General features: G+C 71.5%; 16 protein-coding genes and 1 pseudogene. 10 read left to right on the plus strand and 7 right to left on the minus strand.

The window, feature by feature from the left end; translation table 11 throughout:
• Window positions 1-47 precede the first annotated feature (47 nt).
• From ABH941_RS02820 to ABH941_RS02830, 3 genes and pseudogenes are all read left to right on the plus strand, one after another.
• The gene (locus ABH941_RS02820; RefSeq protein WP_370126914.1) at window positions 48-2426 is read left to right on the plus strand and encodes a discoidin domain-containing protein; all 2379 of its coding nucleotides are present in this window, start codon (window positions 48-50) and stop codon (window positions 2424-2426) included.
• A gap of 334 nt (window positions 2427-2760) precedes the next feature.
• Window positions 2761-3303: pseudogene (locus tag ABH941_RS02825) on the plus strand (carbohydrate binding domain-containing protein); the annotation flags it as partial.
• 39 nt (window positions 3304-3342) lie between these two features.
• Window positions 3343-4428 (plus strand): chitinase, encoded by a 1086-nt coding sequence (locus tag ABH941_RS02830; protein ID WP_370127069.1) that lies wholly within the window; start codon window positions 3343-3345, stop codon window positions 4426-4428.
• A 21-nt stretch (window positions 4429-4449) separates the two neighbouring features.
• On the opposite strand, the gene ABH941_RS02835 is transcribed toward ABH941_RS02830, so the two are convergent.
• A complete protein-coding gene (locus tag ABH941_RS02835; protein WP_370126915.1) occupies window positions 4450-5109 on the minus strand; it encodes a dihydrofolate reductase family protein in 660 nt (219 codons plus the stop codon).
• 508 nt (window positions 5110-5617) lie between these two features.
• Here ABH941_RS02835 and ABH941_RS02840 point away from each other — a divergent pair.
• Together ABH941_RS02840 and ABH941_RS02845 are read left to right on the plus strand one after the other, a co-directional pair.
• Window positions 5618-6196 (plus strand): DUF1062 domain-containing protein, encoded by a 579-nt coding sequence (locus ABH941_RS02840; protein WP_370126916.1) that lies wholly within the window; start codon window positions 5618-5620, stop codon window positions 6194-6196.
• 123 nt (window positions 6197-6319) lie between these two features.
• Window positions 6320-7117, plus strand: coding sequence for a maleylpyruvate isomerase N-terminal domain-containing protein (locus tag ABH941_RS02845; RefSeq protein ID WP_370126917.1), 798 nt, complete (start codon window positions 6320-6322; stop codon window positions 7115-7117).
• Window positions 7118-7184: 67 nt separating this feature from the next.
• Here ABH941_RS02845 and ABH941_RS02850 read toward each other — a convergent pair whose 3' ends face one another.
• Entirely contained in the window at window positions 7185-8141 is a 957-nt protein-coding gene (locus tag ABH941_RS02850) for a 5'-3' exonuclease H3TH domain-containing protein (RefSeq protein ID WP_370126918.1), read from the minus strand.
• A 119-nt stretch (window positions 8142-8260) separates the two neighbouring features.
• On the opposite strand from ABH941_RS02850, the gene ABH941_RS02855 reads away from it, so the two are divergent.
• Window positions 8261-9154, plus strand: a complete 894-nt coding sequence (locus tag ABH941_RS02855; RefSeq protein ID WP_370126919.1) for an oxidoreductase — start codon at window positions 8261-8263, stop codon at window positions 9152-9154.
• Window positions 9155-9161: 7 nt separating this feature from the next.
• Here ABH941_RS02855 and ABH941_RS02860 read toward each other — a convergent pair whose 3' ends face one another.
• The 3 genes from ABH941_RS02860 to ABH941_RS02870 form a co-directional block, all read right to left on the minus strand.
• Window positions 9162-11216 carry an alpha/beta fold hydrolase gene (locus ABH941_RS02860; protein ID WP_370126920.1) on the minus strand — a complete coding sequence of 685 codons (2055 nt, stop codon included), beginning with the start codon at window positions 11214-11216 and terminating at the stop codon, window positions 9162-9164.
• Window positions 11217-11220: 4 nt separating this feature from the next.
• Window positions 11221-11973, minus strand: a complete 753-nt coding sequence (locus ABH941_RS02865) for a gamma-glutamyl-gamma-aminobutyrate hydrolase family protein (RefSeq protein ID WP_370126921.1) — start codon at window positions 11971-11973, stop codon at window positions 11221-11223.
• 79 nt (window positions 11974-12052) lie between these two features.
• Window positions 12053-12811: a FadR/GntR family transcriptional regulator gene (locus ABH941_RS02870; protein WP_370126922.1), complete on the minus strand. Its 759-nt coding sequence runs from the start codon at window positions 12809-12811 to the stop codon at window positions 12053-12055.
• A 98-nt stretch (window positions 12812-12909) separates the two neighbouring features.
• Between ABH941_RS02870 and ABH941_RS02875 the strand changes: the two genes are divergently transcribed.
• The 4 genes from ABH941_RS02875 (at window position 12910) to ABH941_RS02890 (ending at window position 17502) form a co-directional block, all read left to right on the plus strand.
• Complete coding sequence (locus ABH941_RS02875; RefSeq protein WP_370126923.1) at window positions 12910-14271, plus strand: glutamine synthetase family protein; 1362 nt, start codon at window positions 12910-12912, stop codon at window positions 14269-14271.
• 25 nt (window positions 14272-14296) lie between these two features.
• Window positions 14297-15664, plus strand: coding sequence for an aldehyde dehydrogenase (locus tag ABH941_RS02880; protein WP_370127070.1), 1368 nt, complete (start codon window positions 14297-14299; stop codon window positions 15662-15664).
• A 7-nt stretch (window positions 15665-15671) separates the two neighbouring features.
• Entirely contained in the window at window positions 15672-16463 is a 792-nt protein-coding gene (locus ABH941_RS02885) for a 3-oxoacyl-ACP reductase (RefSeq protein ID WP_370126924.1), read from the plus strand.
• A gap of 79 nt (window positions 16464-16542) precedes the next feature.
• On the plus strand, window positions 16543-17502 hold the full coding sequence (locus ABH941_RS02890; protein WP_370126925.1) for a DUF2510 domain-containing protein: 960 nt from the start codon (window positions 16543-16545) through the stop codon (window positions 17500-17502).
• Window positions 17503-17566: 64 nt separating this feature from the next.
• Here the strand turns inward: ABH941_RS02890 and ABH941_RS02895 are convergent, their stop codons facing one another.
• Window positions 17567-18766 carry an amino acid deaminase/aldolase gene (locus ABH941_RS02895; RefSeq protein ID WP_370126926.1) on the minus strand — a complete coding sequence of 400 codons (1200 nt, stop codon included), beginning with the start codon at window positions 18764-18766 and terminating at the stop codon, window positions 17567-17569.
• A 66-nt stretch (window positions 18767-18832) separates the two neighbouring features.
• Window positions 18833-19903 (minus strand): serine hydrolase, encoded by a 1071-nt coding sequence (locus ABH941_RS02900; protein ID WP_370126927.1) that lies wholly within the window; start codon window positions 19901-19903, stop codon window positions 18833-18835.
• Between the last annotated feature and the right edge of the window lie 85 nt (window positions 19904-19988).

Genomic DNA, 19988 nt, shown 5'->3' on the forward strand with positions numbered 1-19988 from the left:
CCTGGAATTAGTGTTATGGCGACGCCGAGCGGGCGCCCTCCCCAGGCATGACCGAAAGCAGATACGACGGGCGGGGCGCAGGGCCCGGCTCCGGCGCCTCACGCCACAAGTACCGAACCAGCGGGCGGGCCAAGGCGCTGGCCGGGGTGACCGCACTGGCCGCAGCCGCCACGGGGCTGCTGCTGGCCGCGCCCTGGGAGTCGGCCGGTGCCGCGGTCGCTCCCGCGAAACCCGCCGCCGCGGCCGCCGCGAGCGCGAGCGGCGCCGTCGTCCCCGGCATGACCGAGTACGAGGCCGAGGGCGCGCGGGCGAGCACCAACGGCAAGTTGATCGGGCCCGACTACACCCAGGGCGACCTGGCCACCGAGGCCTCCGGCCGACAGGCCGTGCAGCTCACCGGGCAGGGCCAGTACGTGCAGTTCACGTTGACCGCCCCGGCCAACGCGCTGGACCTGCACTACGCCGTCCCCAAGGGCGCCTCCGGCAAGCTGTCGGTCTACGTCAACGGGACCAAGGTCAGCACCGAGCTGTCGCTCACCTCCGCCTACAGCTACATCAGCACCGGCAACATCGCCGGCAGCAGGACCCACAAGCTCTACGACGACGTCCGACTGCGGCTGCCCTCCTCGGTGGCGGCCGGGTCGACCGTGAAGTTCCAGGTGGACCCGGGCGACACCGCCCTGCCCTACACCGTCGACGTCGCCGACTTCTTCGACGTCGCCGCCCCGGCGGCCCAGCCCGCCGGTTCCGTCTCGGTGGTCAGCAAGGGCGCGGACGCCGGTGGCAACGGCGACTCCACCAACGCCTTCCGCACCGCCATCGCCGCCGCCGCGTCGGCAGGTGTGCCGGTGTGGATACCCCAGGGCACGTTCCGGATCACCTCCGCGCTGCAGGTCGACAAGGCCACCATCGTCGGCGCCGGCAGTTGGTACTCGCAGCTGGCCACCAACGAGTTCATCAACAACGGCTCGGCGGTCCCCGGCCCGGTCAACCTCAGCGGCTTCGCGATCCTCGGCTCCACGGTCGGCCGCCACGACGACAGCAGCGCCAACGCCGTCAACGGCTCGCTCGGAAACGGCTCCGACGTCGACGGGCTGTGGATCCAGGACACCAATGTGGGCTTCTGGCTCCAGCACGGCAACAACGGGATCACCGTCCAGAACAGCATCGTGCTCTCCACGGACGCGGACGGCCTGAACTTCAACGGCAACGCCGGCAACAACGCGGTCAAGAACAACTTCCTGCGCAACACCGGGGACGACGGGCTGGCCCTGTGGTCCATGCCGGCCCCCGACACCGGCAACACGCTCAGCAACAACACCATCGTCCAGCCCACCCTGGCCAACGGCATCGCGGTCTACGGCGGCTCCGGCAACGCAGTCACCGGCAACACCATCGCCGACACCAACGCGCTGGGCAGCGGCATCGCCATCTCCGACCAGGCGTTCCTGACCCCGTTCACCCCGCTTTCCGGGACCACCACGGTCTCCGACAACACCCTGGTCCGGACCGGCGCGTTGAACCCCAACTGGGGCCACGCGATGGGCGCCGTCCGCTTCGACTCCTACAACTCGGCCTTCTCCCATGCCACCGTGAACATCAGCGGCAACACGGTCGACTACAGCCCCTACGAGGCGTTCGAGATGGTCTCCGGCGGCGGCTCCGGCTACGCCGTCAGCGGCCTGAACTTCACCGACAACACCGTCAACTGGACCGGCACCACGGTGTTCCAGGCCGAGACCACCGGCTCCGCCCAGGTCAGCGGGCTGACCGCGGCCAACGTCAAGGTCGCGGGCAGCTACGACTACGGCTACCCCAACAACACCGCGGGCACCTTCGCCATCAACCGGGGGAGCGGGAACTCGGGTTGGAGCACCTCGCCCACGCTGACCTCGATCCCGGCGCCGACCTCACTGCCCCCCACCGGGCCCGCCCCGGGCAGCAGCACCCCTCCGGCCTCGGCCCCGCCGACCACCTCCCCGGCGACCACCGCTCCGCCGACCACCACCGACCTGGCGCTGCACGCGGCGACGTCCGACACCGGACACACCCAGAACCTCACTGCGTCCAACACCGTCGACGGAGACGCCAACAGCTACTGGGAGAGCACCGACAACGCCTTTCCGCAGAGCCTGACGGTGGACCTCGGCACGACCCGTGCGGTGGGCCGGCTGGTCCTCAGGCTGCCCCCGGCCACGGCCTGGTCGACCCGTACCGAGACCTTCGCGGTGCTCGCCGGCACTGACAACTCCAGCTACACCACCCTGTCCGCCTCGGCGGGCCACACCTTCGACCCCGCCACCGGCAACACCGTGACGGTCACCCTCCCGTCCGGCACCCGCGCCCGGTACCTGCGGCTGACCTTCACCGGCAATACCGGCTGGCCGGCTGCCCAACTCTCCGCCTTCCAGGCATACACGTCCTGACCCCGGAACAACCGATCGCAGTGCCCTACGGCCATCCGGGCCGGTCCCCCGCGAGCCGGCCGAGGCCGCGGTCTGCGCGCCGCTGCGGCGATCACCGGCCGTACCGGCGCATCGACCGCCGACCGCGTCCGCATCCTCACGTCGTTCTGAGCGATCGGTTCTACCGGTTGGTCTCTCCGCTCGCCTATTGGTCCAGACCTATTGACGAGCCCTCGCCGTCCCTTCTACGCTCCGGTCCGGTACAGCCCCACATGTCCCCATCTCACCCAGGGCCGGGCGTCACGCCCCCACGCGTCTGTCATGTCTATGGCGCTCGGCGCGAAGGGAGCACAGCATGTTCCGTCGGAAGTCGCGTAGGGCACATCCGTCGGGCGAATTCCGCCCTGGCCCGGCCCCCTCGCAGGTGAACCGGACCAGCCGCGCCAGGCGCGGACCAACCGTCCTCAGGCGCTCCCTCGCCGGGGTGAGCGCTGTCGCCGTCATCGGTGCCGGCATCGTCGTGGCCGGCTCCGGCGCGGCCGGGGCCGCCACCACCAACCTGGTGGTCAACTCCGGATTCGAGAGCGGACTCTCCGGCTGGACCTGCTCCAGCGGCTCCGGCGCGGCCGTCAGCAGCCCGGTCCACTCCGGCGCCTCCGCGCTCAAGGCCACGCCGACCGGCCAGGACGACGCCCAGTGCACCCAGACCATCGGCGTGCAGCCCAACTCCCAGTACACGTTGAGCGCCTACGTCCAGGGAAGCTACGTCTACCTCGGCGCCACCGGCACCGGCGGCACCAGTGACCCGTCCACCTGGACGCCGAACAGCCCGTCATACAGCCAGCTCAGCGTCGGCTTCACCACCGGGCCGAACACCACCTCGGTGACCGTCTACCTGCACGGCTGGTACGCGCAGCCCGCGTACTACGCCGACGACGTGTCGCTCACCGGCCCCGGCGGCAGCCCCCCGCCCACCACGGCCCCACCGACCACGGCCCCGCCCACGACGGCCCCGCCCACCACCGCCCCGCCCACCACCGCTCCGCCCACCACAACGCCGCCGGGCGCGACCTGCGCCACCAAGCCCAGGCCGTCGGGCAAGGTCCTGCAGGGCTACTGGGAGAACTGGGACGGCGCCTTGAACGGCGTCCACCCCGGCCTGGGCTGGATCCCCATCACGGACAGCCGGATCGCCGCGCACGGCTACAACGTCATCAACGCCGCCTTCCCGGTGATCCTCTCGGACGGCACCGTCGAGTGGCAGGACGGTATGGACACCAACGTCAAGGTCGCCACCCCGGCCGAGATGTGCCAGGCCAAGGCGGCCGGAGCGACGATCCTGATGTCGATCGGCGGTGCCGCCGCCGGCATCGACCTGAGCTCGAGTGCCGTCGCCGACCGGTTCGTGGCAACCGTCGTCCCGATCCTCAAGAAGTACAACTTCGACGGAATCGACATCGACATCGAGACCGGCCTGACCGGAAGCGGCCAAATCAACACCCTGTCCGCCTCCCAGGCCAACCTGGAGCGCATCATCGACGGTGTGCTGGCCCAGATGCCCGCGGGCTTCGGCCTGACGATGGCCCCCGAGACCGCATACGTCACCGGTGGGAGCGTCACCTATGGGTCGATCTGGGGCGCCTACCTTCCGATCGTCAAGAAGTACGCCGACAACGGGCGGCTGTGGTGGCTGAACATGCAGTACTACAACGGCAGCATGTACGGCTGCTCCGGCGACTCCTACCAGGCCGGTACGGTCCAGGGCTTCACAGCACAGACCACATGCCTGAACAACGGCCTGGTCATCCAGGGCACCACGATCAAGGTGCCGTACGACAAGCAGGTGCCCGGCCTGCCGGCCCAATCCGGCGCGGGCGGTGGCTACATGACGCCGAGCCTGGTCGGCCAGTCGTGGAACGCCTTCGGTGGTGCGCTGAAGGGCCTCATGACGTGGTCGGTCAACTGGGACGGTTCACTGGGTTGGACCTTCGGCGACAACGTCAAGTCCCTCCAGGGCCGTTGACGGCTAGCTGATGTCTCCGGGCTAGTCCGTCGGGCGCTCGGCCCGGGTGAAGGTCACGTGGGTGACGCCGCTGGGGGTCGTCACCGACTCCGTGTGGAAGCGGGCCTCGATGGCTTCGAGGCCGTCCCAGAGGCGCTCGCCGCGGCCCAGCAGGATCGGGACGACGGCGACGTGGAGGTGGTCGATCAGGTCGGCGGCCAGGAACGCGCGGACGGTGCTCGGCCCGCCTCCGACCCGCACGTCCAGGCCGCCCGCGGCCTCGCGCGCCTGACGGAGCGCCTCCTGCGGCGTCGCGTCGATGAAGTGGAAGGTCGTGCCGCCCTCCATCTCGACGGAAGGGCGTGGGTGGTGGGTGAGCACGAAGACCGGCGTGTGGAACGGCGGGTTCGGGCCCCACCACCCACGCCAGCTCTCGTCCTCCCACGGCCCGCGCTGAGGCCCGAACTTGTTGCGCCCCATGATCTCCGCGCCGATGCCCGTGTCCCAGGTGCGGGCGACTGCGTCGTCCACTCCGGTCTCGCCGCCCTTCTCGCCGATTATCTCCTGGAAGGTGCGGGTGCCGAAGAACCACTCGTGCAGCCGCGTCCCGGCATGCCCGAACGGCGCCTCCAGGCTCTGCCCCTCTCCCGTGGCGAAGCCGTCCAGCGAGACGGAGAAGTTGTGGATCCGTACGTGTGACATGGCTTGTCCTCCCGACTTCCTTCATTCAGGCACACGGCCACGTTAGCCGCAGGCACCGACAACGGCGCGGGAGCGGATACGTCTGGAGGCTGCCGAGCGGTTCCGCGGAGCCTCGGCGAGGCGGCCCCGCCTGACGTGCGGGTGGGGCCGTGGCATGTCCGGCGAACTACAGCAGAGACAATTTCGGTGGCGCGGCCCGGGCGGCCGACGTTAGCCTCTGGCCGTCACCCCCAAGGACCGCCGACCGGCGCTTCCGCACGCTCCGTCGAGGACGGTCCCCTTGTACAACAGCTGAGACGTTCACCGCGCCGAGGAGGCATGCCGCGCCCTGACGGGCCCCGGGCCGCGCAGCGCCATTGCGCTGACGGTCTGCTTCAGCGTGCCCTCGGCAGGTCATCCGTCCGGCTGCCCACCACGTGGCACCCGCTGATCGATCCGGCGCCACGGCCATCCGTCCGTGCCGCGCCCATCTCGCAACGAGGATCTCGAAGCAGATCGGCCTTCCCAGGTGCACGACATCACCTTCCCCCTGCGCGCCACCACAGAGTGGCTCGTACGCCCGACGACCTTTCCGACCATCCGGCGCCGATGCCGGACCTGCCCCTCGACGGCATATCGAACCCAAGGACGGTTCCGTGTCAACGCACACCACAAGCTTCTCGACATCTGGCTGCTGGCGCGGTGCGTCCGGTGCGACCGGACGGTCAAACTGACCGTGCTGGAGCGCGTCCACGTTCGCGCCATCGAGCCTGCGGTGCTCAGCGGCTTCCGTGACGACTCTCCCGAACTCGCGGCGAAACTGCTGACCGATCCTCAGTTGGCGCACCGCAACGACGTCACACTCGACTGGACCGACGCCTGGACCATCAAGATGCGGCCCGACGAGCTGCCGAAGGCCGACATCCTCGACGTCGGAGTCCGCTTCGCGCAGTGCATCCCGCTCAGGACGACGGCAGTCATCGCGACGGGCCTGGCGCTGTCACGTGCCGAGGTCACCAAGCACATCGCCGCCGGACGGATCACCTCCGACCAGGGGCTGACCGGTCGCTGCACACAGGACTTCAGCTTCGTGTTCCGCCGGCCGTGAGCAGTCGCCGTGCCGCCCCGACCCACTGTCCGGCCGGGGCGGGACGGCCGCGGCCGCCGGTGATCACCCGCAGGCTGTGAAAATCGCTGTCCGATCACCGGAGCACGGTGATAGACATCCGGCGTGGAAAAGAATCGTGAGTTCCCTGACCTGCTGCGACTGATCGATGAACAGTCGACCGCCTTCCGCGCCGCGGTCGCCACCGCGCCCAGTCTCGACGCACCGGTGCCGACCTGCCCCGGGTGGACGCTGTTGGATCTGGTGAAGCACCTGGGTGGGGGAGACCGTTTCTGGGCCGCCATCGTCGGCGCGGGGCCCGCCGACGCTCCCCCGGCCGAGGCCGCCGCTGCGCGCGCCGCTCTGGAAGTGCCGCGGGAGCGTGAGGCCCAGCTGGCATGGCTGGCCGCGTCGACGCAGCTTCTGCTGAGCGCCCTGCGGGAGGCGGGCCCGGACGCCGGCTGCTGGGCGTGGTGGAGTGCCCTGCAGACGCCGCGGACCTCCGGCGCAGTCGCCCGGCACCGGGTCCAGGAGAGCGCGGTGCACACCTACGACGCCCGGCTCGCCGCGGGCGCCCCGCAGTCGCTGCCGGCCGAGATCGCCCTCGACGGTGTCGAGGAGTTCCTGTTCACCTGCGTCGCGACGCGCATCGCCTGGCCGCACAAGCCCACCGCCTTCGACTTGCACGCCGCCGAGGGCCGCTCCTGGCGCCTCACGGTCGACAGCGACGGCGCACGCTCCACCCGCATCCCCGCGCCCACTGCCGCGACCGGCGAGGACTCGCACGCAGCCGGCGCCTCCATCCATGGCACGGCCAGTGAGTTGGTCCTCTACATGTACGACCGTATCCCGGCCGACTCCCTGCACGTTGACGGAGACGCAGGGCTGCTCGACCTGCTCCGCGCCTGGGAGCCGGAGGAGTAGGACCGTGTCTGATCCAGAACCGGTCACGCGACTTTCTGGACACATGGCCGTTGTCGACAAGATCGTGTCACGAGCTCTGCGACTTGGCGTCGGCGAGGGTGTCGAGGAGGCGCGTGAGCGGGGTGCCGAGGCCCCAGCGGTCGGAGAGTTCTTCGAGGGTGACCGGGTCGAGGGGTTCGCGTGGAAGAGCGGGGTCGAAGGTGGGGAGGGGGGCGTCGGTGGCGACGCTGACGACCTTGGGGGCGACGGCGAGGTAGTCGGTGCCTTCGATGAGGCGTTTGCGTTGGGCGGGGGTGAGTTTGCTGTCCGGGTCGGCGGCTGCGGCCTGGATGGCGGCGAGGTCGCCGTACTGGGCGATGAGTTTGGTGGCGGTCTTCTCGCCGATTCCGACTACACCCGGGAGCCCGTCGCTGGGGTCGCCGCGCAGGACGGCGAAGTCGACGTACTGGGAGCCGTTCACGCCGTACTTCTCCACCAGCAGCGCGTCGTTGGTGATCTGCAGCGTCCCCACGCCCTTGATCGGGTACAGCACCCGCACCCCGCGCACGTCGTCCACCAGCTGGAACAGGTCCCGGTCGCCGGTGATCACGTCGACCGGGCCGGGGTGGCGGGTCGTCAGGGTGCCGATCACGTCGTCCGCCTCGTAGCCGGGGACGCCGACGCGGGCGATGCCGAGGGCGTCCAGGACGGCGGCGATCACCGGGACCTGGGGGGAGAGGGTGTCCGGGACCTCCTCCTGGCCCTCGGTCTCGGGCTCGGCCGCGAGGCGGTGGGTCTTGTAGGTGGGGATCAGCTCCACCCGCCACTGCGGCCGCCAGTCCGCGTCCCAGCAGGCGACCAGATGGTCCGGGGCGTGGTCGTGGACCAGACGGGTGATGAACTCCAGCAGGCCCCGGACGGCGTTGACCGGCTGCCCGTCGGGGGAGCGGACCGAGTCGGGCACGCCGAAGAAGGCACGGAAGTAGAGGCTGGCGGTGTCCAGCAGCATCAGCCGGGGCGGGGTCGCGGACGAAGGTGCGGTCATGCGTCGCATCATGCCGCACGGGTACGACAACCGCCGGTTCCGCCGATTCTTGACAGCGCGTCGGGGGCGCATCAGGCTCGCTGCGCAGCGCGCACGATCTATCGCACAGGGAGCACCGCATGGCCTGGACCACCGCCGACGTCCCCGACCAGACCGGGCGGACCGCCCTGGTCACCGGGGCCAACTCCGGCCTGGGCCTGCGGACCGCCGCCGTGCTCGCGGAGCGCGGCACCACCGTCGTGCTGGCCTGCCGCAACCCCGGAAAGGCGAAGGCGGCCGCGGCGGCGATCGGCGGCCGTACCGAACTGCTTTCGCTGGACCTGGCTTCGCTCGACTCGGTCCGGGCGGCCGCGGCGGAGGCGCACGAACGCTTCGACCGGCTCGACCTGCTGATCAACAACGCCGGGGTGATGCATCCGCCGCACCGCCGCACCGCCGACGGCTTCGAGCTCCAGTTCGGCACCAACCATCTGGGCCACTTCGCACTCACCGGACTGCTGCTGGACCTGCTGCGGGACACCGAGGGCTCCCGGGTGGTGGTGCTCAGCAGCCTCACCCACAAGATGGCGCGCCGCGGCCTCGACTTCGACGACCTGCAGTCCGAGCGCCACTACCGCAGGGTGGGCGCCTACGCCCAGTCCAAGCTGGCCAATCTGATGTTCATGTACGCGCTGCAGCGTCGGCTGGCCGACTCCGGCGCGAAGACCATCGCGCTCGCGGCCCATCCCGGCTACACGACGACCGAGCTCACCCGGCACATCCCGGCCCCGCTGCAGCCGCTGAACACGCTGCTGGCCGCCCCGCTCGCCCAGTCGGTCGAGCAGGGCGCACTGCCGACGCTTCGCGCCGCCACCGACCCGCTCGCCATGGGGGCCCACTACTACGGCCCCGACGGCCCGTTCGAGCTGCGCGGCTTCCCGGTCCTCAAGGCCTCCGCCGCGCCGGCCCACAACCGGTCCGCGCAGGAGCGGTTGTGGGCGGTGTCGGAGAACCTCACCGGGGTGACCTACTGACGACCGGTCACAGCAGGTCGGGGCGGCGCCACGGCTCGCCGAGCACATGGTGGGCCAGGAAGGCCAGCACGGTGGCGTACCAGACCTTGGCGTTGTTGGGCTTGAGGATCCAGTGCCCCTCGTCCGGGTAGTAGAGGAACTTGGCCGGGACGCCGAAGCGCACCAGGTCGGTCCACAGGCCCAGGGCCTCGCCGATCGGCACCCGGTAGTCGCGGTCGCCGTGGACCACCAGCATCGGGGTGCTGATCTCGGCCGCCCGCAGGTGCGGTGACGACTTCTCGTAGCGCTCGGTGGTCTTCAGCACGTCGCCGAAGCCGCGCCGCCAGAAGTGCGGAGCGTCGGTGGTCCCGGCGAAGGAGTGCAGGTTCCAGAGGCTCGCGTGGGTGACGACGGCTTTGAAGCGGTCGGTGCTGGTGGCGATCCAGTTGGCCATGTAGCCGCCGAAGGAGCCGCCCATCATCGCGGTGCGCGAGGCGTCAAGGTCGGAGCGCTCCAGGGCGGCGTCGGTCAGTGCGATGACATCCCGGTACGGGTTGCCGCCCCAGTCCTGCCAGCCGCGCCGGTGCATCTGCTGGCCGTAGCCGGTGGACAGGGCCGGGTCGGGCAGCAGGACCGCGTAGCCGGCGGCCGCGGCGACCCAGGGGTTCCAGCGCCAGGTCCAGGAGTTCCAGCTGCCCTGCGGACCGCCGTGCACCCAGAGCAGCAGCGGGGCCGGGGTCTGGGCGCTCGCCGCCTCGGGCAGCACCAGCCAGGAGCGCAGCGGCGTTCCGTCCTCGGCGACCGTGGTGACCTCGGTGAGGCTGCCGGGGAGCGCGCCGACCGGTCCCGGGGAGGGGAGTTCGGTGGGCTGCTGGTCGGCGGTGGAACTGTCGAGCCGGACGGGCGTGGGCGGCGCGTCGATCGCGGCGCGCAGCGCGTACAGCGTGCTGCCGTCCGGTGCGACCGAGAGGTGGGTGTAACTGCCGTCGGCGGTGAGCCTGGTGACGGTCCCTTCGGCGGTGTCGAGGCGGAAGACCGGGCAGTGGCCGAGCTGGTCGGCGGTGAAGAACACCGCGCCGCCGGCGGGGGAGGGGACGCCCTGCGCGGGCCAGAGGTCGAGGTCGGGCAGCAGGTCGTGCCCCTGGTCCTGCTCGTCGGTGGCGTCGAAGGACCACAGGGTCACCTCGTAGCTCTCCTCAAACGTCGACAGGGTCTCCCGCCCGCACACCACGGTGCGGCTGTCGGCGGCGAAGACCGGTTCGCCGAACTGGGCGTCGGCTGCCGATATCAGCCGCAGTCGCTTGCCGGTGGCCGCGTCCACGATGGCGACGGCGGACCGGATCCGGTCGGGCTCGTCGGAGATCTCCAGGGTGTGGGCGAGCAGCGCGCCGTCCGGCGACAGCGTCGGGGTCTCCCCGCTCCGGCCGAGCGGACCGCAGTCCACCGGCACCGCCTCGGCGGGCGCCCCAGGAGACACCTTGGGCAGGGTGAAGGTGTGCGGGTGCGCGGGGCCGAGGTCGTGGTCCCAGAACCGGACCAGGGCCTCCTCGTGCAGGATCGCGCTGACCTTGGCCTCCTTCCTGGCCTTGCGCAGCCTGGCGTCGGACTCGACGTCCTGCGCGCCGGGCAGCAGCGAGGCGACGACGGCGGTCCGGTCGGACTGACGCGCCGTCACTACGGCTTCGACGCCGCCGGGGCGGCCGAGCAGCCGGTATGCCTCGCCGCCCCCGGCGGGCAGCGCCCAGAGCGCGGCCTCCTCCTCGGCCGGAGCGTCCTTCGCCGGATCGGTGTCCGGACGGGCGGAAAGGAAGAGCAGGGTCCCGTCCGGGCGGAACGTCGGCGCGGACTCGCCCTTGGCGGAGCGGGTGAGCCGGCGGGCGGGGCGCTGCCCGGCCGGGTCGACCTCCCACAGCGCGGTGACGTAGCGGGCGCCGTCGGCGGCCAGTTCGGCGACGGAGGCGATCAGCCGGTCGCCGCCGGGCGAGAGCGTGAGGGAGTTGATCCGGGGCAGGGCGATGAACGCCCCCAGATCGTGGAACGCGCTGCGCGGCGCGGGGGGAAGGGATGCGGAGTCGTCAGGCATGGGATCATCCTGGGACAGGTGCCGTGTACACGCCAGCCCCTTCGGTGATCGCGGCTCTGTCGGTCGCGGCCTGGACCAGTGCCTCGAACAGCCGCAGGTCCGTGCCCTGCTCCGGATGCCACTGCACGGCCAGCGTGAAGCCGTCCGCGCGCTCCACCGCCTCCACCGTGCCGTCGGCGTGGTGGGCGCTCGCGGTCAGCCCCGCGCCCAGGCGGTGCGCCGCCTGGTGATGGTAGGTGGGCACGTCCAGGGGGCCCTCGCCGAGCAGCGCCGCCAGCCGGGTGCCCGGGACCGGGAGCACCGGGTGGGCGCCGTAGGCGCCGGGGGTGGGCGCGTGGCCCTCGTGCCCGACCAGGTCGGGCAGGTGCTGGACCAGGTCGCCGCCGCAGGCGACGTTCAGCAGCTGCATGCCCCGGCATATCCCCAGCAGCGGCAGGTCCTGCTCCAGGGCGGCGGCGATCAGCGCCAGCTCCCAGGCGTCGCGCTCGGTCGGCGCCGGGTCCGTGCGGGGGTCGCGCGGCGCCCCGTACCTGGCCGGGTCGACGTCGGGGCCGCCGCTGATGAGCAGCCCGCCGAGGTGGGCCACCACGTCGTCGGCGGTCGCCGGGTCGCCGGGCGGCAGCATCGCGGCGACGCCCCCGGCCCGCTGGACCTGGGCGCTGTACTGGACCGGCAGCAGCGCGGCCTGGCTCTCGGTCCACACCCCCCAGACCGCCGGGACGAGATAGGTCGTCACGCCGATGAGCGGACGGTTCATGGGTCCAGCCTCCCGATTTTCGGAGTCCTGCGGGTCATGGAAAGTCAGGCGATGTTCAAGGTGATGTTCAAGTCGACGGTCAGGCCAGGAAGCCGCGCAGCAGCGCGGCCGTCCCGGCCAGGTGCTCCCGCATCACCTCGCGGGCGCGCTCCGGCTCGCCGCCGAGGATCGCGGCGACCAGTTCGGTGTGCTGCCGTTCGCTGTGTTCCAGGTTGGGCGGCAGCAGCGGGATGCAGTCGAGCAGCTCGTTGACGGTCGAGCGGACCGCGGCGTACTGGGCGGCCACCGAGACCGAGCCGCTGAGCTCGGCGATGGCCAGGTGCAGCCGGGTGTCCTGCCTGCGGTAGTCGTCGAGCCCGGCCACGGCGGTGGCGGCTAGGCAGTCCCGCAGCCGCTTCTCGTCCTCGCCGGCTATTGCTCGCGCGGCGCAGAGCTCGGCCGCGCCGACCTCCAGCACCTCACGGAAGAGCAGGGTGTCCTCCAGTCGGTCGCCCAGCAGCCCGGCCCGGCGGCGCAGCTCCGCGCCGTCGCCCGAGGGGGCGTCCTGCTCGGCGTGCCGGACGAAGGCGCCGCCGTAGCGGCCGCGTCTGATCTCCAGCAGTCCGGTGTCCTGGAGCACCTTCAGGGCCTCGCGCAGCGTCACCCGGCTGACCTGGAGCCGTTCCGCCAGCTCCCGTTCCGGGGGCAGCCGCTCACCGACGGGCACCAGTCCGAGCCGGATCAGCTGGAGCACCCGCTGAACGGTTTCCTCGAAGGTGTTCCCCGACCGCACCGGCCGCAGCGCCGCGGCCAGCGGATCGGCGCCGGTCGGACGGGTACTCGCCGCAGTCCCGCTCATCGAGCCCCCTTCCCTTTCATTGGTACAAGGCTATACCTTTGGCTTGCTCGACCGCCGGTCCATTCGAAAAGCAATCGAAAGCAGTCGGAGGCCCGCCCGTGACCGAACGTCAACCCCCGCTCAGTGTCCAGGACCTGCGTCGCCTGGTCGCTTCCGGGGAGATCCACACCGTAGCCGTGGCCTTCACCGACATGCAGGGCAGGCTCCAGGGCAAGCGCTTCGCGGCCGGCTTCTTCCTTGACGACACCCTCGCCCACGGGGCCGAAGGGTGCGCCTACCTGCTGGCCGTCGATGTCGAGCTCAACACCGTCGACGGCTACCCGATGGCCTCCTGGGACACCGGTTACGGCGACTTCGCCCTGGTCCCCGACCTGGCCACGCTGCGCCGCACCCCCTGGCAGCCCGGCACCGCCCTGGTCACCGCCGACCTCGCCTGGCACGACGGCACGCCCGTCCCCGCCTCGCCCCGGCAGATCCTGCGCCGCCAGCTGGACCGCCTCGCCGAGCACGGCCTCACCGCCTGGGCCGGGACCGAGCTGGAGTTCATCGTCTTCCGGGACAGCTTCGAGGACGCCTGGAAGAGCGGCTACCGCGAGCTGACCCCGGCCAACCAGTACAACGCCGACTACTCGCTGCTGGCCACCGCCCGGATCGAGCCGCTGCTGGCCCGGATCCGCAACGAGATGGGCGCCGCCGGGATGGTGGTTGAGTCGGCCAAGGGCGAGTGCAACCTGGGCCAGCACGAGATCGCCTTCCGCTACGACGACGCCCTCACCACCTGCGACCAGCACAGCGTCTACAAGACCGGGGCCAAGGAGATCGCCGCCCAGGAGGGCATGTCGCTGACCTTCATGGCCAAGTACAACGAGCGCGAGGGCAACAGCTGCCACATCCACCTCTCGCTGCGCGACGAACGGAACAAGTCCGTCTGCGCCGGCGAGGACGGCGACATGTCGACCCTGATGCGCCACTTCCTGGCCGGCCAGCTGGCCGCGATGCGCGAACTCACGCTGCTCTACGCCCCGAACATCAACTCCTACAAGCGCTTCCGTCCCGGCTCCTTCGCGCCCACCGCCGTCGCCTGGGGCCGCGACAACCGCACCTGCTCGCTGCGGGTGGTCGGCCACGGCCCCTCGCTGCGGTTCGAGAACCGGGCCCCCGGCGGGGACGTCAACCCCTACCTCGCCGTCGCCGGGATGATCGCCGCCGGGCTGCACGGCATCGAGCAGCAGTTGGAACTGCCGGAGCCCTGTTCCGGCAACGCCTACTCCGCCGACTACGAGCACCTGCCGGCCACCCTGCGCGAGGCCGCCGGGCTGTGGGCGGGCAGCAAGATCGCCGAGACCGCCTTCGGCAGCGACGTGGTCCAGCACTACCTGCGGATGGCCGAGGTCGAGCAGGACGCCTACGACACCGCCGTCACGGACTGGGAGCGGTTCCGCTCCTTCGAGCGAATGTGAGCCGCCCCAAGTGACCACCGACCACCTGACCGACCACCTCACGGTCCTCAACCCCGCCACCGAGGAGGTACTCGCCACCGTCCCGGTCACCACGCCCGAGCAGGTGGACGTCGCCGTCACCCGCGCCGCCGCCGCGCAGCGCCGCTGGGCCGCCCTGGCCCCCGGCGACCGGGCCCGGCTGCTGCGCCGCTTCGCCGACGCGGTGGACGATGCGGCGGAAGAACTGGCGCAGCTGGAGCTGCGCGAGGCCGGGCACACCCTCGGCAACGCCCGCTGGGAGGCCGGCAACGTCCGTGACCTGCTCGAATACGCGGCCGGTGGGGTCGAACGGCTGACCGGGCGGCAGATCCCGGTGGCCGGCGGCCTGGACATCACCTTCCACGAGCCGCTGGGCGTGGTCGGGGTGATCGCGCCATGGAACTTCCCGATGCCCATCGCCGCCTGGGGCCTCGCCCCGGCGCTGGCGGCCGGCAACGCGGTCCTGCTCAAGCCCGCCGAGACCACCCCGCTCACCGCGCTCAGGCTGGCCGAACTGGCGCTCGCCGCCGGACTGCCGGAGCACCTGTTCCAGGTGCTCCCCGGCCACGGCCGGGTCACCGGGCAGGCCCTGGTGGACCACCCCGGCGTGCGCAAGATCGTCTTCACCGGCTCCACCCCGGTCGGCAAGGAGATCATGTCCCGCTGCGCGGGGCAGCTGAAGCGGGTCACCCTGGAGCTGGGCGGCAAGAGCCCCAACATCGTCTTCGCCGACGCCGACCTCTCCCGGGCCGCCGCCAGCGCCCCGATGTCCTTCCTCGACAACGCCGGACAGGACTGCTGCGCCCGCACCCGGATCCTGGTCCAGCGCGAGGTCTACGACGACTTCCTGGCCGAGCTCGCCCCGGCCGTCGCCGCCGTCACCGTGGGGGACCCGGCCGACGCCGCCACCGAGATGGGCCCGCTGATCTCGGCCCTCCAGCGGGACCGGGTCCGCTCCTACCTGACGCCCGACCAGAAGATCCTGGCCCAGGGCGAGGCGCCGTCAGGGCCCGGCTTCTGGTGCCCGCCGACTCTGCTGGCCCCCGAGGACCCGGAGAGCCGCGCCGCCACCGAGGAGATCTTCGGCCCGGTCGCCGTGGTGCTGCCCTTCACCGACGAGGCCGACGCGCTGCGGCTGGCCAACGCCACCCGCTACGGCCTCTCCGGCTCGCTGTGGACCCGCGACCTGGGCCGGGCCGTCCGCCTCGCCCGCGGCGTCAACGCCGGGAACCTGTCCGTCAACTCGCACAGCTCGGTCCGCTACTGGACGCCCTTCGGCGGCTTCAACGAGTCAGGACTGGGCCGCGAGCTGGGCCCGGACGCCCTTGCCCACTTCACCGAGACCAAGAACGTCTTCTTCGCCACCGAGGAGTAGAGCGCACATGAGCAACGAAACGACCGAGAGCGTCTGCCGCCGCCTGGTCGGCCGCACCGCCGTGATCACCGGCGCGGGCAGCGGCATCGGCCTGGCCACCGCCCGCCGACTGGCGAGCGAGGGCGCGCACGTCGTCTGCGGAGACATCGACGAGATCGCCGGCAAGGCGGCGGCCGAGGAGGTCGGCGGGCTGTTCGTGCGGGTCGACGTCACCGACGCGGACCAGGTCGACGCCCTGTTCAAGGCCGCCTTCGACACCTACGGCAGCGTCGACATCGCCTTCAACAACGCCGGTATCTCCCCGCCCGACGACGACTCCATCCTGACCACCGGGATCGACGCCTGGCGCCGGGTCCAGGAGGTCAACCTCACCTCGGTCTACCTCTGCTGCAAGGCCGCCCTCCCCTACATGCAGCGCCAGGGCAAGGGCTCCATCATCAACACCGCCAGCTTCGTCGCCCTGATGGGCGCCGCCACCTCGCAGATCTCCTACACCGCCTCCAAGGGCGGGGTGCTGGCGATGTCCCGCGAGCTGGGCGTGCAGTTCGCCCGCGAGGGGATCCGGGTCAACGCCCTGTGCCCCGGCCCGGTGGACACCCCGCTGCTGCGCGAGCTGTTCGCCAAGGACCCGGAGCGGGCCGCCCGCCGCCTGGTGCACATCCCGCTCGGCCGCTTCGCCCGCCCCGAGGAGATCGCCGCCGCGGTGGCCTTCCTCGCCAGCGACGACTCCTCCTTCATGACGGCCAATGAGTTCCTGGTCGACGGCGGCATCGGCGGCGCCTACGTCACCCCGCTGTAGGCGGCGCCTCATCCCATTCTCAGCTGATCCTCACAGGCGATTGACCACATGCTTATCCAACAACCCTTAGATTGCGCCTGTGAGTACGACAACCCCGGCCGGCTGGTACCCGGACCCCAAGCCCGCCGATCCCACCAACCCCGGACAGCGGTGGTGGAACGGCACCGAATGGACCGTCAGCACCAAGACGGACGAACCGCTGACCGTCGAGACCGACGTCCCGAAGCAGCGCTCGCGCCCCCGGCGGGCCACGGTGGTGGCCGGGACGGTGGCGGCGCTGCTCGGTCTCGGCGTCGGCAGCCTGACCACCTACCTGATCATGGACGGCCGTGACAGCGGTACGACCAAGGCCGCCGTGTCCACGCCGGGCAACGGCACCGCCCCCGGCGGTGGTAGCGGCGGACTGTTCGGGGAGGGCGGCTCGGGGGGTTCCTCCGGGGGCTCGGGCTCGACCGGCGGCGGTGGCTCGACCGGCGGTTCGTCCGGCGGCACGGGCGGCACCGGCACCAGCAGCACCACCGCCTACGACATCGTCGACGGCATATCCCTTCCCATTCCCAGCGGTTGGACCGGCGGCACCACCCAGAGCGGTTACGCCGCCCTGACCATCGGCTCCTACACCTGCGCCGGTTCCACCTCCACCTGCTCCCTCGGCGGCGCCAACACCACCACGCTCAAGGCCTCGGTCAGCGCCGGCGCCCAGGCCGCCGCCGAGGCCGACATCGCGGGCGCGGTCAAGGACGCCTACGGCACCATCACCGGCCACACCCAGCTGGAGTCCCAGGCGGTCACCGTTGCCGGACGCTCGGGCTACCTGATCCGCTGGAAGGTCGACGCCAAGGTCGGCAACAACGGCACGGTGGAGACCGTGGTCTTCCCGACCAGCGACAACAAGAGCCTGGTGGCCCTGCACCTGGGCTTCGACATCGCCGCCAAGGCCCCCGACGTGTCGGTGATGGACACCATCGTCAGCGGCATCAAGGACGCCACCGTCTCCGGCTCCTCCGCCGGTACCTCCAGCGGGACCAGCAACTCCTGACGAGGCATGCCAGATGGCTGTGCCCCCGCCGACCGGTCGGCGGGGGCACAGCCATCTGGCATGCTCAGAGGAAGGTCCGGCCCTCACCGCGGTAGGTGGGCACGGTCTCGACCACCTGGGCGCCCTCGATCAGTTGCACCTCGGCGAAGCGCTCGAACAGCTCGCCGGCCTTGGCGTGCCGGAACCACACCTTGTCGCCGATCAGCAGGTCGTCGGCCACCGAGCCCAGCAGTGGGGTCTGCACCTCCCCGGCGCCCTCCTGGGAGTCGTAGCGCAACCCCTGCGGCAGATAGGGGACGGGGGAGCGGTCCGCGCCCGCGGCGCCCGAGGCCGGGTAGCCGCCGCCGAGCACGGTCACCACGCCCACACCGGGGCGGCGCACCACCGGCTGGGCGAACAGCGCGGCCGGACGTCCGTGGAACGACCGGTAGTTGTCGAACAGCCGGGGGACGTAGAGGCCCGACCCGGCGGCGACCTCGGTCACCGCGTCCTCCGCGACGGTGCTCTCCACGCTGCCGGTGCCGCCGCCGTTGACGAACTCCAGCTCCGCGACCTCGCGCACCGCGCGCACCACCTCGGCCCGGCGCTGCGCCAGTTCGGCGCGGGCCGTGCGCTGCATCAGCTGCACCATGCGCGAGCGGAACGGACGCCCGGCGATGCTGTCGCCCACGCCCGCGATATGCCCCTCGTAGGCCATCAGCCCGACCACCCGGAAGCCGTCCCGCTGCTGCACCAGCCGGGCGAACCCGGCCAGCGCCTCCGGTGTGCGCAGTGGCGAGCGCCGCGCCCCGATCCGGATCCTGCCGCCGAGCAGGTGCAGTGCGGTGTCCAGCTCCAGGCAGACCCGGATCTCCTCGGTTCCCGCGCCGCGCGCCGCGTCGATCAGGTCGAGCTGCGCAGGGTCGTCCAGCAGCACCGAGATCGCCCGGGCCAGCTTGGGATCGGCGGCGAGCTCGGCGTAGCCGGCCCGGTCGGCGGAGGGGTAGGCGAGCAGGATGTCGTCGAAGCCGGCCCTGGCCAGCCAGATCGACTCGGCCAGGGTGAAGCTCATGATTCCCTGGAAGCCGTCCATCCGCAGCACCCGCTCCAGCAGCGCGCGGACCCGTACCGACTTGCTGGCCACCCGGATCGGCTTGCCCGCGGCGCGTCGGACCAGGTCCTCGGCGTTGGCGTCGAAGGCTTCGAGGTCCACGATCGCCAGCGGGGCGTCGAGTTGGGCCGTGGCACGGTCGTAGCGCGTGCGGTCAGCGGAAGGTGTCACCATGCCGGAAGCCTGCCACACCGTCGCTACCTGTCGGTAGGGGGTTGGCCGGGCGGGCATGAGTCCGGCTCAGGTTCCCCGGAGGACCTCGGCCGCGGCCTTCGCCACCGACTCCACCAGCGAGATCCCGCCCGCCTCGGTGGTGTTGCCGTCGGAGACCACGGATATCAGCAGCAGATGGCCGTTGCGGGACACCCGGCCGACGCTGTTGATCACCCACAGCCCCGTGGTCGAGCGCGGCAGCCAGCCGTTCTTCAGGGCGAAGTCGGAGCCGGTGGCCGCCGCGCTGACGCCCCAGCGCTGGTCGGTCTCGACCTGGCTCATCAGCCCCTGCTCATAGCTGCGCGAGGCGGGAGTCAGCTCCGAGGAACTGGTGAACACCTGCCGCAGCAGCCGCAGTTGGTCGGCGGCGCTGGTGGTGGTGAGCCCCCAGTACAGCCCCGAGCCGGCCTCGGTGTCGGTGAGGCCGAAGCGCTTGTTGGCGGCGTCCAGACCGCTGCTCTCGCCGATGGCCTTGTAGAGGCTGTCGGCGGCGGTGTTGTCGCTGTTCTCGATCATGCGGGTGGCGAGCGAGCGCTGTGAGGAGGTCAGCGTCGTGTCGTCGTCCTGGGCCTGGAGCAGCAGGGCGGCCAGGATGTCCATCTTGGCGATGCTGGCCGTGACGAAGGCGTGGTCGGTGTCGCCGTAGTCGAGCGCGGCCCCGGTGGTCAGGTCCGTGGCGGCGACGGCTACTGAGCCGTCGGCGGCGGACGCCGCCTTCTTGAGCTGGTCCATCGCTGCCTCCGAGCTGGTCGCCGAGGGCTTCGCCGACGCCTCGGCCGATGCCTTCGTCGATGCCTTCGCGGATGCCGATGCCGACGCGGTCGCGGACGCTGCGGCGGACTCCGACACTACCGGCGCCGGCGCCGAGGCCGAGGCGGAATCCGAGGAGCCGTCCGAGGACGACGAGCCCACCGGGACCAGGGCAGCGCCCTGCGCCGTCGCCTGGTGCCCGTGCAGCACCGTGGTCGTGGCGGCCACCGCGATGACCAGCAGCACGGCGGCGCCGATCGCGGCCCGGCTCCGCAGCAGGCCCAGGCGCCCGCCTGATTCCTGCCCCTGCTCATGTTCCTGCGGCTCGTCCGTACTTCTCGTCGACATGGTCCCGCACCGTAGGCATCGCGCCTACGCGTGGCCTGGGAGAAAGCGTGGAATCGGCTGGTAGGGCGGGTGCGGCCCGGTCCGG

The sequence above is a fragment of the Streptacidiphilus sp. EB103A genome (assembly GCF_041261405.1).
GTDB lineage: Bacteria > Actinomycetota > Actinomycetes > Streptomycetales > Streptomycetaceae > Streptacidiphilus.

What these genes read in the sequence shown, in the direction of transcription:
- ABH941_RS02820 (WP_370126914.1), top strand. Translation starts at nt 48, where the DNA reads ATGACCGAAAGCAGATACGACGGGCGGGGCGCAGGGCCCGGCTCCGGC.
- ABH941_RS02835 (WP_370126915.1), bottom strand. Translation starts at nt 5,109, where the DNA reads ATGTCACACGTACGGATCCACAACTTCTCCGTCTCGCTGGACGGCTTC.
- ABH941_RS02850 (WP_370126918.1), bottom strand. Translation starts at nt 8,141, where the DNA reads ATGACCGCACCTTCGTCCGCGACCCCGCCCCGGCTGATGCTGCTGGAC.
- ABH941_RS02855 (WP_370126919.1), top strand. Translation starts at nt 8,261, where the DNA reads ATGGCCTGGACCACCGCCGACGTCCCCGACCAGACCGGGCGGACCGCC.
- ABH941_RS02860 (WP_370126920.1), bottom strand. Translation starts at nt 11,216, where the DNA reads ATGCCTGACGACTCCGCATCCCTTCCCCCCGCGCCGCGCAGCGCGTTC.
- ABH941_RS02865 (WP_370126921.1), bottom strand. Translation starts at nt 11,973, where the DNA reads ATGAACCGTCCGCTCATCGGCGTGACGACCTATCTCGTCCCGGCGGTC.
- ABH941_RS02870 (WP_370126922.1), bottom strand. Translation starts at nt 12,811, where the DNA reads ATGAGCGGGACTGCGGCGAGTACCCGTCCGACCGGCGCCGATCCGCTG.
- ABH941_RS02885 (WP_370126924.1), top strand. Translation starts at nt 15,672, where the DNA reads ATGAGCAACGAAACGACCGAGAGCGTCTGCCGCCGCCTGGTCGGCCGC.
- ABH941_RS02895 (WP_370126926.1), bottom strand. Translation starts at nt 18,766, where the DNA reads ATGGTGACACCTTCCGCTGACCGCACGCGCTACGACCGTGCCACGGCC.
- ABH941_RS02900 (WP_370126927.1), bottom strand. Translation starts at nt 19,903, where the DNA reads ATGTCGACGAGAAGTACGGACGAGCCGCAGGAACATGAGCAGGGGCAG.